This window comes from Paenibacillus barcinonensis, from assembly GCF_003217495.1.
GTDB classification, from domain to species: domain Bacteria; phylum Bacillota; class Bacilli; order Paenibacillales; family Paenibacillaceae; genus Paenibacillus; species Paenibacillus barcinonensis.
Genome location: NZ_QJSW01000010.1, coordinates 165,578 through 180,788 on the forward strand (window position 1 = coordinate 165,578; position 15,211 = coordinate 180,788).

At 46.1% G+C, this 15,211-nt stretch carries 11 protein-coding genes; 8 read left to right on the top strand and 3 right to left on the bottom strand.

All coding sequences use genetic code 11. From position 1 onward, the window contains the following. Positions 1–180: 180 nt before the first annotated feature. The 7 genes from DFQ00_RS16620 to DFQ00_RS16650 all read left to right on the top strand — a co-directional run bounded on the left by DFQ00_RS16620 (position 181) and on the right by DFQ00_RS16650 (position 10,076). Positions 181–1,200 (top strand): LacI family DNA-binding transcriptional regulator, encoded by a 1,020-nt coding sequence (locus tag DFQ00_RS16620; RefSeq protein WP_110897607.1) that lies wholly within the window; start codon positions 181–183, stop codon positions 1,198–1,200. A gap of 333 nt (positions 1,201–1,533) precedes the next feature. Next, positions 1,534–2,397 carry an ABC transporter permease gene (locus DFQ00_RS16625; RefSeq protein WP_425271034.1) on the top strand — a complete coding sequence of 288 codons (864 nt, stop codon included), beginning with the start codon at positions 1,534–1,536 and terminating at the stop codon, positions 2,395–2,397. A gap of 14 nt (positions 2,398–2,411) precedes the next feature. Further along, positions 2,412–3,299: a carbohydrate ABC transporter permease gene (locus tag DFQ00_RS16630; RefSeq protein ID WP_110897609.1), complete on the top strand. Its 888-nt coding sequence runs from the start codon at positions 2,412–2,414 to the stop codon at positions 3,297–3,299. Positions 3,300–3,353: 54 nt separating this feature from the next. Next, a complete protein-coding gene (locus DFQ00_RS16635) occupies positions 3,354–4,997 on the top strand; it encodes a type 2 periplasmic-binding domain-containing protein (protein WP_110897610.1) in 1,644 nt (547 codons plus the stop codon). Between the two features lie 50 nt (positions 4,998–5,047). Beyond that, positions 5,048–6,412 (top strand): glycoside hydrolase family 30 protein, encoded by a 1,365-nt coding sequence (locus DFQ00_RS16640; RefSeq protein ID WP_110897611.1) that lies wholly within the window; start codon positions 5,048–5,050, stop codon positions 6,410–6,412. A gap of 229 nt (positions 6,413–6,641) precedes the next feature. Next, positions 6,642–8,273 (top strand): response regulator, encoded by a 1,632-nt coding sequence (locus DFQ00_RS16645; RefSeq protein WP_167433749.1) that lies wholly within the window; start codon positions 6,642–6,644, stop codon positions 8,271–8,273. A gap of 48 nt (positions 8,274–8,321) precedes the next feature. After that, positions 8,322–10,076 (top strand): cache domain-containing sensor histidine kinase, encoded by a 1,755-nt coding sequence (locus DFQ00_RS16650; RefSeq protein ID WP_110897613.1) that lies wholly within the window; start codon positions 8,322–8,324, stop codon positions 10,074–10,076. 163 nt (positions 10,077–10,239) lie between these two features. Here the strand turns inward: DFQ00_RS16650 and DFQ00_RS16655 are convergent, their stop codons facing one another. From DFQ00_RS16655 to DFQ00_RS16665, 3 genes are all read right to left on the bottom strand, one after another. After that, positions 10,240–11,130, bottom strand: a complete 891-nt coding sequence (locus DFQ00_RS16655; RefSeq protein WP_110897614.1) for a carbohydrate ABC transporter permease — start codon at positions 11,128–11,130, stop codon at positions 10,240–10,242. A gap of 15 nt (positions 11,131–11,145) precedes the next feature. Continuing rightward, positions 11,146–12,036 carry an ABC transporter permease gene (locus tag DFQ00_RS16660; RefSeq protein WP_110897615.1) on the bottom strand — a complete coding sequence of 297 codons (891 nt, stop codon included), beginning with the start codon at positions 12,034–12,036 and terminating at the stop codon, positions 11,146–11,148. 77 nt (positions 12,037–12,113) lie between these two features. Next, positions 12,114–13,706 carry a type 2 periplasmic-binding domain-containing protein gene (locus tag DFQ00_RS16665; RefSeq protein ID WP_110897616.1) on the bottom strand — a complete coding sequence of 531 codons (1,593 nt, stop codon included), beginning with the start codon at positions 13,704–13,706 and terminating at the stop codon, positions 12,114–12,116. Positions 13,707–14,115: 409 nt separating this feature from the next. Between DFQ00_RS16665 and DFQ00_RS16670 the strand changes: the two genes are divergently transcribed. Then, a complete protein-coding gene (locus DFQ00_RS16670) occupies positions 14,116–15,021 on the top strand; it encodes an alpha/beta hydrolase (RefSeq protein ID WP_244213882.1) in 906 nt (301 codons plus the stop codon). Positions 15,022–15,211: the final 190 nt, after the last annotated feature.

A 15,211-nucleotide genomic window follows, 5' to 3' on the forward strand; every position in this document is an offset into this window, starting at 1 on the left:
ATTCGTATGGAACCTATCAACTTCCAGCGCCTTATAAAGCGCTGGAGATTATGGACCGCTGATCATTCTGGATCAGCGGTTTTCTTTTGGGCATATTTCGTCAGTTTAAGGTTGTAATGAAAACGGTTTTATGCTATTTTGAATGTATTAAAACGTTTTTATAGCAAAGGAACCGAACTTATGGGAAAAATCACAATTAAAGATGTGGCAAGGGAAGCTGGCGTATCCATCTCTACTGTCTCGAATGCCTTGAATGGTGTTGATGTTCTGAACCCGGAAACCAAGTCCCATGTACTCAAAGTGGCGGAGCGACTGAACTACATACCGAATCTGAATGGCAAACTGTTGAAATCGGGACAGACCAAAATGCTCGGTTTTTTCACAACGAGTGTATCGGGACCTTATTTCTACAAGCTTGTTGAAGCGATGTCGCGTGAATGTGATCGTCTCGGATATGGGCTGAATGTATTTGTTACCCGGGATAAACATGTCATTATGAGCAATATTCTTGGCAGACGGGTGGATGGCGTTATTATTTACGAAGAGCTTCGAATTGATGAGCAGGACATACTGTCCATGGAGAAAGACAAGATCAAGGCAGTGTTTCTCGACCGTGCATATGAAAGCGAACGTATGGGGAGTGTTATTTTTGACTCGTACGAAGCCAGCTATGAAGCTACCCGATATTTGATCGGGCTCGGTCACAAGAAAATCGCCTATATCTGCGGTGTAGATACGATGTTTGACAGCGTGCAGCGGAGAGCGGGATATCTGGCGGCGTTGCGTGAATATGAACTGCCTGTCGATGAGGACTACATTATTCAAGGCTACTTCGAGGAGGAGGCGACCTACAGCGCGATCAAATCCTTCATTCATCTGCAACCGGGCAAGCTGCCTGATGCTTTCCTCGCCGGCAATGATCTGAGTGCAATTGGTTGCATTCAAGCCTTGAAAGCACATGGGTATGAGGTTCCAAATGATATCAGTGTAGTTGGTTTTGACGATATTGATATTGCTCAGTATTACTCTCCACCACTAACAACGGTACGGAATCAGATTGCGAGACAAGGTATTCTGGCGGTTACTCAATTGGTCGATATGATCAAGGGGCAGGAGCAAGGAGTCGCACAGAAGCTGGCTGGCGAGCTTGTTGTGCGAGGTTCAAGTCATGTGAAGAAGGATCGGAGAGACGTGCGTTGATACAGATGCCGTTTGATGCCGTTATTTTCTCAAATCTAAATAAGTTGAACTATAGTTTACGCGCGCATAACTGCTGCTCTCCAGGTTATTCTGTTGTTAGAGCACACGTTGTGAAATCTCTAGTTCAACTTATATATTCCAAGGAAGGGAGTTTTTCGGCGTAAAATAAAAACGTTTTTATTAAATTCTATAAAAGGGAGCGGCGAATACATGAGTCATCTAATCACTGCGACACACAAGCAGCAGCCTCACCAGCCCGGCAGTAAGCCTCGATTAACTCAGCGCTTTAAGGCATTCTGGGCCGATTACGCCAGGCAATGGGAGATTCAATCCATGGTTATACCCGGTATAATCTTTATGATTGTTTTCTGCTACATACCTATCTATGGGTTGACCATTGCTTTCAAAAACTACACCGTTATTGATACTCTTTCTACTGCACCTTGGGTTGGTCTGGATAATTTCAGAATTATTCTGTCTGATAAATACTTCTGGGATGCGGTCGTTAATACGCTCGGGATCAGCTTTCTGAAGCTGGGGATCGGCTTTGTCATTCCAATCATTCTGGCCATCATGATCTATGAGTTAAATAGCGGACGCTTCAAGAAATTCGTGCAAACGGTTTCATACTTACCTCACTTCCTCTCCTGGATTGTACTAGGCGGTATGCTGATCACCTGGTTCTCCACCACAGGATTGTTCAATGAGCTGCTGGTTAGTCTGGGCATCATCTCAAAGCCGCAAAATATTTTGCTGGACGCAGGCAAGTACTGGTGGATCGCTACGTTATCCGATATCTGGAAAGAAGCAGGCTGGGGAACAATTCTGTATCTCGCCATTATGTCAAAGATTGATCCGACCTATTACGAGGCTGCCAAAATAGATGGAGCCAGTCGGCTGCGGCAAATCTGGAATATTACTCTGCCTAACATGAAATCCATCATCAGTCTGAATCTGATTCTGACGGTCAGTGGTCTGCTTGGCTCGAATCTGGATCAAACGCTGGTGCTGATGAATTCACAAAACCGTGAAAAGGCAGAGGTCATCAATTCCTATGTCTATCGGATGGGCATGTCACAGGGTGATTTTTCCTATGCAACCGCGGTAGGTTTGGGCGTTTCAATTGTGTCCGTGATCCTGCTCGTCACTGCAAACAAAATTACAAGCAAACTGAATGACAACCAATCAGTGCTGTAAAAGGAGGCCTCACCGTGAATGGAAAGGTGGCAAAGGAAGATCTGGACAGCCGGGTCTTCGATACCGTCAATGTCATGCTGCTGCTGCTATGTACCATTGTAATAGTTGTTCCGCTCTGGAATGTCATCATCTCATCCTTTAGCTCCGGCAGAGCCCTCGCAGAAGGGGGATTTATCTTCTGGTCGCCCGAGTTCTCGCTGGAGAACTATCGAGCTGTGTTCAACGACTCCAGCATCTGGCAGGCATTTTTTATCTCTGTATCCAAAACAACGCTCGGTGTGGCAACACATGTCTTCTTTTGTGCCATGGTTGGCTATGGTCTTAGCAAGAAGTATCTGCGCGGACGCAAGTTATACGTCACCATGGGTGTCATTACGATGTTTTTCTCCGGTGGAATGATTCCAACTTATCTATTGATCAAGTCTCTGGGGCTTCTCAACAGCTTCTGGGTGTACATTATACCCGCCTTGTTCAGCTTCTATGATGTCATTATTCTGATGAATTTCTTCCGCAATGTACCGGATTCTCTGGAGGAATCAGCCAAGATGGACGGGGCGGGAGACTGGCATATTTTTCTGAAAATATTTATACCTCTCTCGATGCCTGCGATGGCAACCATTGCTTTGTTTAACGGGGTAGGCCAGTGGAATGACTTCATGACCACCAAGCTGTATATCACAGACCAATCGTTATATCCGCTACAGATGATGTTATATGAAATTATTGTTCAATCACAGACACAAGCCATGCAAAACATTGGTGGATCAGCTGTCATTGAAACGACAACCAAAGGGGTGCAGCTCGCGACGATTGTAATTACAACGCTGCCCATTGTGCTGATCTATCCTCTACTTCAAAGATATTTTATATCAGGAATGATGCTTGGAGCGGTAAAGGAATAACGAAGAAACGAAATACATCTGCACATCTACATTCCATGATGAGGAGGCAAACACATGTTCAAATTTCAAGGATGGTTTAAGGGAAAGGGAGTACGGGGCTTTGCAGCATTGCTGGCGGCTGTTTTAATCGTTACCGGGTGCAGCGGCGGCTCGGGCGGTACGGGTGAGGGCAATTGGATTTCCATTGAAGACCGTTACACGATTGATCCGGATAAGCCTGCCTGGCAGCTGGACCAGAAGCAAGAAGCAACCGATCTGACCTGGTATGTGAATGCAGACTGGTGGAATACGGATTTTGGCAAGGACATTGTAACGAAGAAAATCAAGGAGGATTTGAATATTAACATTAAGTTCATCACAGGAGATGATACGAAATTAAATACCTTTTTCGCGGGGGGAGATATGCCAGATCTGCTGACGGTGTTTGATTCCAATTCAGCCGTAGTGCACAAGGCATCCACCTGGGCGATGCCCCTGAATGATCTGGCCGAGAAATATGATCCCTATTTCAATACGGTTGCTGCTGCGGACACGCTGAACTGGTTCCAGCAGGAGGACGGTAAAACCTATGGTTATCCTAACTATTCAAACACGCAAGAGGATTATGATAGCGGTAACATTCCGGCAAAGACGGCTTTTATCATTCGCAAGGATGTTTACGATGCACTCGGTAATCCGGTTGTGGGCACTCCCGAGCAATTCCAGCGTGTTATGAAGCAGATCAAGGAAAAGTTCCCTACCTTAATTCCGTTTGGTTTTAATGCGATCGGAGAAGGCACAGGTTCATTGGGCGATACACTTCAGGATTTTATCGGCGTGCCACTGGAGACGGACACTGGCGAATTCTATGATCGTAATCTGGACGAGGATTATATGGCCTGGCTGAAAACAATAAACGCCGTGTACAGAGATGGCAATATTAGCGATGACAGCTTTGCGGATGATGGGACGGCTTTTGAAGAAAAGGTCAAATCGGGCAAATATGCGACGATGCTGCTGGATGGCACACCTCAACAGGGAGGAAATCTCCAGATTTATATGAGTGCTAATGAAGGCAAGGAGTATATTGCCATTGACGGGCCGCAGAGCACCAAGGGGCATGCCCCTACGCTGAATCAATCGGGAATTACAGGCTGGATGATCAATTTTATCTCCAAGGATTGCAAGGACCCGGCAAAGGCCATCCAGATTTTCACCTATTTGCTGAGTGATGAAGGACAGCTGCTGATGAACTATGGCATTGAAGGAGAGACGTATACCAAAAAAGCGGATGGTTCGGTTGAATTGCTTCCTGCGGTGAAGAACCTTCAGCTTCATCATGCCGATCAATTCAAAAAGGATTATCGCATGGGCGAGTTTATGTTCTTTGGTCATGATCGTCATAAAGCGATGAGTGCCGATGCCTTCCCGCAGGCTATCAAACAGATGCAGGAATGGGGCAAAGGCAAGCTGACACCACATTTTATTTTGGAAAATATCAACCCGAATCTGGGAACGCCGGAAGCCCGTGCGTTATCAGCGATTCAGACCAAATGGAACTCCACACTCGTCAGCATGCTGCGGGCTAAAGATGATGCCTCGTTTGAAAATGCGCTTGCTGCATACCGAACCTTCCTCGAAGAGAATCGCTGGTCGGACATTATGAAGATTCGCAGCGAGAAGATGAAACAGAACAAAGAGAAGCTAGGCATTCAATAAGCTGAAAACAAAAACCGTCTCATCATCTACACCTGAAAGGGAGCTGCAGAATGACCACATATAAAATATACAGGACTACAGGTGAGAAAGAGCTGTTTCAATCCGTAAATCTGGAGCAATGCCATGCTGACCTGTCAAAAAATACGGGCACAGCCAATCCTGCTTCAGCTGTAACCATTCAATTAAACGAACGTGAAACGTATCAGGAAATGGATGGCTTTGGTGCTTCGTTTACGGATTCTGCTGCCTATCTTATCCATCAGAAGTTGACTAAGGAACAGCAGGACGAAGTGATGACACGACTGTTTCATCCTGTGAAAGGCATAGGTTTATCTGTGATTCGTAATCCGATGGGCGCTTCGGATTATGCACGCACGGTCTACAGTTATAATGATCTGCCGGAACATCAGACTGACCCGGATTTATCCGGGTTCAGCATTGCCCATGATGAAGCAGATATCCTTCCGTTAACCCGCCAGGCGTTAGCTCTTAACCCTGAGTTAAAGCTGTTCGCTTCGCCATGGAGTGCACCAGGCTGGATGAAAACAAGCGGTTCGATGATTACAGGCCAGTTAAAGCCCGAGTGGTATTCGGCATATGCAGCGTATTTTGTAAAGTACATTCAGTCTTACGCAGCGCACGGGCTACCTATCTATGCCGTTACACCGCAAAATGAAGCATTGTATGAGCCTGGGCATTACCCCGGCATGCTGATGCCCGCCGAAGCACAAGTCGATTTTATCAAGCAGCACCTGAAGCCAGCCTTCGTAAGCAATAACCTCCAGACCAAAATCCTCTGTTACGACCATAACTGGGATCGGCCGGACTATCCACTTACAGTGCTTGAGCAAGCTGGAGAAGCTGTCGATGGGGTTGCCTGGCATTGGTATGGCGGAAATGCGTCTGCGCAGACTCAAGTATATGAGGCCTTTGCGGGTAAGGAAGTGCATTTTACGGAAGGCTCTGGCGGAGATTGGATACCACCGTTTGAACAGGCTTTCTCCAATGTATTGCGAACCGGCATTCAGATTCTTCGTCATTACAGCAAATCCATGATTTTATGGAATATGGCACTGGATGAGCAGAATGGGCCGACTGTACCGGGCTTTGGCGAGAGCACCTGCCGCGGAATTGTTCAGATCAATCAGCAAACGGGAGAGCTTGTCTATACGCTGGATTATTATGCGCTGGCTCACTTTAGTTCGTTTATTCGTCCCAAAGCAGTCCAAATTCACTCCATATCCAGTGATGATGCAATATTCACAGTTGCTTTTCGCAACAAGGACGGCTCTATAGCCCTTGTTTTGTTCAATGATGGGCAGGAAGGCAAACAAATCACAGTGCAGAAGCAGGATCAGGAGAAGATTAGCCTTTACATGGAGTCCAAGTGTGCCTTGTCGATATTAATGAGCTAGAGATTGGCTCGCTATAAGTTGCAGAGGCAAGAAATATAGCATAACCAGTATACGTGTAACCTCTTCGCAAACCCCGGACCGCCGAATTGGCGGTCTTTTATTCGTTTTATGTATTTTCTAAGGGGATTTCAAGCATCAACTCCGAATACCATACAAGATGGAACATACTTGCCCGATGTGTTGGCCAAGGGCAGAGACCAGATTAAATCATCAACTTTGGAGGACATACATGTATAAACTGATCATTGTGGAAGATGAACTGCTGATGCGTGTGGGCATTCGCTCAATGCTGAACTGGGAAGAGCACGGCTTTTGCGTAGCGGGTGAAGCCTGCAATGGAAGAGAAGCCTTGGAGATGGCGCTGGAAAAGGCCCCAGACCTGATTATTACCGACATTAAGATGCCTGTCATGGATGGACTACAGTTAATTCAAGAAGCGTCCAATGTAATCAAGCATTGCAAATTCGTTATTCTCAGCAACTTCGATGAGCTGCATTATGTGAAAAGAGCGTTAAAGCTTGGTGCTGCAGATTACCTGATCAAAAGTGAAATCAACGAGCATTCTCTCATCCAGTTGCTGGAGATGATTCGTGATAAGCTGCAGAGCGAACAGAAGCTATTACATGGTTTTCCGCCTGCGGCAGCAGATTATTCGAAGAGCCTGCGATACTTGAAGGATAGCTTTTTCCAGGATATTGTAAGCGGATTCATATCTAATCGCGACATGCTAGTCAAAGCAGAGGAGCTTCAGTTTCGCATTCAGTCAGACGATCTGGTCGTCATCAAATTCATCCTCAATCATGTGGAGCAGGTCAAACGCAAGTACATTGAAAAAGGGGAGAAGCTGCTTCGTTTCTCTATCCTTAACATCATGGAGGAAGTGATTCCTTCCCGGTGGGACAAGGAGATTTTTGTGGAGAGCTCATCCGAATACTGGGTTGTGGTGAACACAGGCTCAAGCGCCGAATCTGACGTGAAAGCCACACAGACTGATCTGGACAAACTTATCCGCAAAATAATGTCCTCTTTAAAGGATTTTATGAACCTGTCTCTTACAGCAGGTGTAAGCTCGGTTGTTTCTGATTTTACAATGATACGCAGGGCAGGGCAGGAAGCAGAGGCCGCATTAGCAGAACGATTTTTCGCTGATGCTCATCCGATTTTACATGTTCAGCAAGTACGTGAGCAGCCGGGCAGGCAAGAGGTGGTCATTATGCTGAACCCAGAGCAGGAACAGCGGTTCAAGAAGATTTGTGTCAGCCGGAACCAGGAGGGCATGCAGCAATTTATGGATGAGATTCGCTCTGAACTGATGAACATGCAAGCGGATGAGGGCAGTGTGCGCAAGCAGTACATTGTAATGATGGACACGATGCATGCTCACTTATTACATGTTTCGTCACGAAGCAAGCTCCCCGTTTCCAGAAAATCGGCTTACGAAATTGTACTTCATGGAGAGTGTTGGCACGAAATCCATGACAATGTCGTAGCTCATATGTTAGATACGTTTCACGTTTATTCGCAATCTGCACAGGAGCTATCCTATACAGACCTCGCCATTGATCTGATTCACAAGTATTATGCAGAGGATATTTCGCTGCAAAGTGTAGCCAGCCAGATTAACGTAAACCCATCCTATTTAAGTCGATTGTTCAAGCAAGAGAAGGGGGAGAACTTCATCTCTTATCTGACTCGGGTTCGTATTGAGCACGCGAAGGCTTACCTGCTGAATAGAGAACTGAAGGTATATGAAATCGCCGATAAGGTCGGATACCACAACTATACCTATTTCAGTAAAATTTTCAAAAAGAATGCGGGTCTTACGCCAGAGGAATATCGGGAGCAGCAGCAGTTGCGCTAATTCGTGAACCCGAACAAATGGACATCACATCAGATAGAGGTGTAAGGAATGAAGCATATCCGGCCTTTCCAGATCAAGTACAAAATTATGGTGATCTGCATCATCGTTATTATTTTTCCTGTGTTCGTGATGACAATTAACTCCTATTATTCTTCTGAACGTTTATTGTCGCAAAATTATACAACGCTGCTCACTGATTTGACCAAACAGACCAATATTCGCATCGACGAGTTTCTAAAGGAGATCGAAAAAATCACTCTGCTTGCGAGCAATGGACTCAGTGACAGCCTGTCGGCAACAAATGAAGGCAGCTTTCCTATTCAGGATTTTCTGCGTGTTAGTGATGAAGACAATGAGATTGCCGCATACAACATCCTCATGAATTACATCATGATGAAGGATCGTGTATTTTCCATTTATCTATATAACATGAACGGAGGACAAGACCTGTTTGTTAGTCCACACCAACCGATTGATCCTACCTTTAACGTCAGAAACGAGCTTTGGTTCAAGAAATTCATGCATGATGACGAGCGAACAATTACGTTAACCACCCGGCTAGACAAGCAACTGGAAAATAAAGTGCTCGCCGTATCCCATGCCCGAAAAATCCATGATGTATCTAGTGGCAAACTGCTCGGAGTCATCGTTGTCAGCATTGATATCAAGTTTATCGAGATCGTCAACCGTAACCTGCAGGAAGGGCTTCGCTCAAGATTTATGATTATCGACGAAGATGAGAAAATTGTGTATAACGTCAATGAGCAATTGATCGGCACCTTGTTTCGGGATAACGTTCGCCCGTCCGAAGCCTATAATGTGGTCGTGACGAGTCCGCTCAGTCAGCAGAAATGGACTACATATGTCTACATGCCTCTTGAAGAGCTGACTGCCGATGGCAAAATATTAGGCCGCAATCTCGTAACCTTGGCCATCGTCATGTCACTCTTTGCCGCAGTCATTTCTATTTTCCTGTCCCATGTGATAACCAGGCCCATCAAAAAGCTGCTGAACAACATTCGGCTCGTCGAAAAGGGACAGTTCGAGCATGTACAGGATATCCGCTCTCGCGATGAGATTGGTCATCTGTCGATCAGGTTTAATCGCATGTCTCATGAATTGAAACGTATGGTTGAACGAATGCAGCAGGAGGAGGTTGAGAAGGCCGCAGCCGAGATGCGGGCGCTGCACGACCAGATCAACCCGCACTTTCTGTATAATACTTTGGGCTCTGTGAAGTGGATTGCTTCCATGCAAAACGCGGACAAAATTGTAGATATGACCGATGCCCTCATCTCCATGCTGCGATATGCAACGAGGTCGGATGGCAGTCTGGTAAGGATTGGAGAGGAGCTTAATCATATTGCCCATTACGTCATCATTCAGAATGTCCGATATTACGGCAGTATCCAGATGAGGTATGAGATCGAAGAGAGCTTGCTGAATTATGTAATGCCCAAAATGATTATGCAGCCGATTGTGGAAAATGCCTTCTTCCACGGTCTGGCGGAGGTCGAAGAGGATGGTGTAATCACGATTCGAATCCAGCCGCAGGGCAGCGAGATTTGCATTGAAGTTAGTGATAATGGTACAGGTATGGACGCGGATACGATCCGAAGTTTGCTGGAGGACAGAAAAGAACCCGCAAGCGGCGGGCGAGGCATTGGACTTTATAACGTACAGCGCCGGATTCAGCTTCATTTCGGAAGTCCGTACGGGGTAAAGGTGCACAGTCAGATTGGAAAAGGAACCACATTTACGATCCTGTTGCCTGCGATCAACTGTTTGCCAGAGAACAAGTAAGGAATAACCTTCGACTTTAAGGGAACGGCGTTTATACGATAATAATGACCTCTTCTTGAGACTACGTGTGGAAGAAAATCAAGAGAAGGCCTGCAGACGAATCTGTGGGCCTTCTCTGTATGCTTGCATCACTATATAATCTAAACTATTCATTTACACGTCCTCAACCTTTAACACTGCCAAGCACCAGCCCTTTGGTAAAATACTTCTGCAAGAAAGGGTAAATCAGCAGGATCGGGATTGCACCAAGGAACATCTGCGCTGCACGTCCTGTTCTCGCATTCATCATAGACAACAGATGGGTGTAATCTGATCCGGATTTCAGCATCATCTGCTCGAAGCTCTGGAGCAACGTTTGCAGATAGCTCTGCAACGGATAATTCGCCGGATTATTCATATAGATTATGCCATCAAACCAGGAATTCCAATGCCCCACGATGCTGAACAAACCAACGGTTGCGAGAGCCGGCTTGAGAAGGGGCAGCATAATTCGAAGCAATACCTGTAAGGGGCCAGCCCCATCAATAATAGCGGATTCTTCAATCTCTTCAGGCAATCCACGAATAAAGTTCATCAGAATAATCATGCTGAATACAGGAAGGGCACCGGGGAGAATCAAAGACCAGATGGAGTTAATCAGCCCCATTTTCACTACAACGAGATAGGTGGGAATCAACCCGCCGCTGAACAGCATCGTGACGATGAAAAAGCCCATGTAGAGGTTGCGCCCTGCAACCTTTTGTTTGGTTTTGGAGAGCGGATAGGCGGTGAGCACAATCAGCACCAGATTGACCACTGTGCCCAGAACGGTACGCTGAATCGCAATCCACAGTGAGGAATAAAATGCGCCTCCAGATAAGGCGAATTCATAAGCCTTCGTGGTGAATTCGATGGGCCAGAACGTCACACTGCCCGCCGACACCGCCGAGCTGCTACTGAAGGACACGGCGAGCAAATTCACAAACGGCAGGACACAGAGCAACGAAATCGTCAGTAATATCGTGTAATTCAACAGATGAAAGAGATGCCTGCTTATACTTTTATCATACACCATGCCAATGTGCCCTCCTTAGAAAATACGATAACCTGCCACACGATAAGCCAGAATGTAAGAAACAGCGACCAGAATACAGGAGATGACCGATTTAAACAAACCAACTGCGGTTGCAATCGAATATTGTGCCTGCTGGATACCGAGACGGTACACATAAGTATCAATAATATCCCCGGTCTGATATACCACAGGAGAATATAGATTATAAATTTGATCAAAACCGGCATTTAACACATTCCCCAGTGATAGAACCGACATCAAAACAATCGTTGGCATCAGGAGGGGCAGCGTGATATAGATGGTTTGCTTCCAGCGCTTGGCACCGTCAATTACAGCAGCTTCGTACAATCCAGGGTCGATGCTGGTCAGAGCCGCCAGATAAACAACGGTACCAAAACCGAAGCCTTTCCAGATATCACTCACGATCATGGTCCATGGAAAGAGGGAAGGTGTACCCAGGAACGAGATCGGCTTGACGCCGAACAGACCGAGAAACGTATTAACGATGCCATCCGCACTCAGAATATCCAGCATAATGCCCGCCATGATGACCCATGAGAGGAAATTCGGAATGTACACGAGGGTTTGGAATGTACGTTTGATCCCGTTGTGCATCACTTCGTTTAGCAGCAGGGCAAAGATTACCGGCACTACAATGCCGCCAATCATCTTGAAGATGGACATGTAGAGGGTGTTCCAGATCGTTCGTACAAAGTTAGGCTGGTTGAACACATGTGTGAAATTATCCCATCCCACCCAGGGGGAGTTGAAGCCAAGACCCGGATTATATTTTTGAAATGCAATAATCAGCCCGTAGAACGGGATATAGCTAAAAATAAACACTAGTATTACGCTCGGAATTAACATGAGGTGATACGGACTTTGCTGCTTCCATTTTTTCAGCATGGGCTGTTCCTCCGTTCCGTTATGAAAAAGAGGGGTGAGAACAGGCTCAACCCCTCGGTATTTACACTGCAGATGCTTTATTTGCCGTAGGCCTCGTTCACTGCTTCAATCGCAGTATCCCCGCCGGCTGCACGCCAGTTCTGTACCACAACGTCAAAATAATCAATGCTTTCACTGCCCATAATGATTTTGGTAAAACCTTCGGTCAAAATATCATCCAGGGTTGTGCCATAGCTCGACAGCGCCTCAGGGGATACTCCCCAGAGTGCCGTTTTGATATAGTTCTCACTGTCGAGCACTTTTTTCGCCAGGCCATATGCATTTTTGGGAGCACCCTGCTGCAAATAATCCCCAACCGATCCCGGTGTAGCATTTTTCTTGAACTCCACACTGTTGTTATATTTCTGCCACATCCCTGAAGTCGTGAGCCCGCTGGTGTCCTCTGTTTCCAGTGCCTTGGACACGGCCTCATACTGCTCATAATCCGAATTCGGGTTAAGTACACGGAACGCGCCAACGACATGTGCAATATCATTGTCAAGCAGGGCGGACAGGGTATCTTGCGTTTCCTTTCCATTGCCTTCATCAACGATATAGGCATAATCATTCAAAATTTCGATCACTGCCTTCGGATTGGCAGCATCCTTTTTCATGACGATGTAATTGTTGTTTGCGAAAAAGATAGACTGCTTCGCTTCCTTGCCGTCCACGGTTGGTATCAGATACGGATAGAAGATGGCGTCTTTGCCCAGATTGGCGACCGTGTCTACACCAGGGTTATACCCCCACCACTGATAGTAGGGCTGAACGCCGACTTTACCTGCGACTATGTCTGCATTCATGGCATTAAAGTCCTTGATGGCAAACTCCGGGTCAATAATGCCCCGCTTGTACCAATCGGCCCATTCGGCAAGTGCAGCCTTCATCTCGGGCTGAATGGAGCCGTAGGTCAGTTTGCCTGTCCCGTCATCAATCCACATGTCTGGATGTGCATTCCAGGCAATGGCGAGCAGGTTCAAATAATCAAGGGATTGATCTACAGCGATGCCGTATCCGCCGTGTTTTTCCATAAACTTGAGAGCGATGTTTTTAATATCTTCTACGGATGACGGGTCCTGCAGTCCGAGCTCTTCCTTCCAGTCATTGCGAATCCAGATGAAGTCCGGCTGATCAATCAACCCCCAGTGCATCTGCGGTATACCATATAGCTTGCCGTCCTTTTTGCCTGATTCATAGCTGTCTGCATCCGCTTTCATATATGATTTGAGTCGTTCCGAGGCGTGCTGCTCGAAGGCTTCTGTCAAATCCATGACCATATCGGCCTCAACCAGCTGACGCAGCTGAGAAGGATTTACGCGAAATACATCAGGCAGCTCATTCGACGAAATGGCCAGATTCAGTTTCGTTTCATATTCATCACTCACCCAGTCCGTTTTGACGTTAATATTTAATTTTTCTTTGTACCGGCGCGTCCAGACGTTATTGGTAATATCGTCGCCCTTTGGATATTTTGCCGAGCTGTATTCGGATGTCACGGTGTGAATGGTAACTGCACCTGTACCGTCATGCTCCGCATCGGTCGGAGTTTTCTTTCCTGCATCACTGCACGCTGTGACGAGCAGCGCGCATATGCTCATGGACAGCACGAGAAGCTTCACCTTTTTGTTCATTGACGTTCCCCCTCAGGTTCAAGTTGTCATTTATAAAATGTTGTACTTGAAGATATTGTAATGGAGAATACAGGCAAGGGATATCAACGGAATTGACCAGAATCTGTATAATTTTTGACTTTAGAGGGTGGCGTGGAAGCTAAGGGAGGTCAGGTAGGTAGCACTTATTTGAACTACATTGCACTTTTTTGACCTGAGCGAATGGGCGGACATTTGAAATATTCATCTTCCGTTCATACTGCATTCATTGAGAGGACATCTGAGTTGGATACACTTGTCTTGGTAAATGACACATCATGGGTATATTACAAAAGGAGCTGAAGAGTTGTTACAACCAGCAAATCTGAAATCGGGATCAAGTTATCGTTCCCCAATGAAGCGTATTTCTCAACTTTTATTCAAGATCATGATGACAATCATTACTCTCATTCTGCTCTTCATCGCCACTGTGTACACCGTTAATCTAGTAAGCAGCCATTCTGAACAAAAGCGATTGGAACGCTACGGTCAACAGGTGTCTGTCGATGGAAAGCAAATGAACGTATTCATGCATGGTGAAGGGAAAGAAACGATTGTGCTTCTGCCCGGATTCGGGACAGCCTCGCCTGTGCTTGATTTTAAACCGCTAATATCCGAACTGAGTCCTTATTACAGAGTCGTGGTGATAGAACCTTTTGGCTATGGATTAAGTGACCAGACTGACAAAGAGCGGAGCTCGACTCATATTACGAATGAAATACATAGCGCCTTGCAAAGTCTCGGTATAGATCGTTATATGCTTATGGCTCATTCCATCTCAGGTCTCTACAGTCTGGATTATGTGAATAGATATCGACACGAGGTACAGGCATTCATCGGGCTGGATCACAGTGTCCCAACACTTAGTGAACAGAAGGTCGAGAAGTCCGATATTATGCCGATCCAATGGTTTCGCAATCTGGGCTTCGCTCGTGTACAGCTGAAGTTGACTGCTGATCCGTATGAAGGGCTGCCTTATGATGAGAAGAGCAAAGAACAATTGAACATTTTGATACGCAAAAACATGTACAATAACACACAATTAAATGAGGCGGTAAGTATGTATTCCAATTTTCAGGCAGCTAAACAGCTTACATGGCCTGCAGATTTGCCGGTTCTTCTCTTCGTACAGAAAAATCACCCTGTTGTACACGAGTGGGTCACGGAGCACAAGAGACAGATTCAGCATTCTGAGTATGGCAAGATCGTTCTGCTGGAGGCGAATCACTACTTATACCGCTCTCACTCGTTGGAAATAGCAACGAAAATAAAGGAATTTGCAGGAAGCAGATTGTAACAACAGGTGGGCTATCGCAAGGTTTTATTGTCCCCCTCAGACGCTAATGATCACCCGAAACGTTATTTCATATGAATTGGCAAGAATGAAACGAGGAATTGCCACTAGCCAAGCGATTCAACCACATTGCTATATCCAGATACACCTTGAGTGATTTTTTTGTTATTCTATTCTTTTAGAATATCAGGAC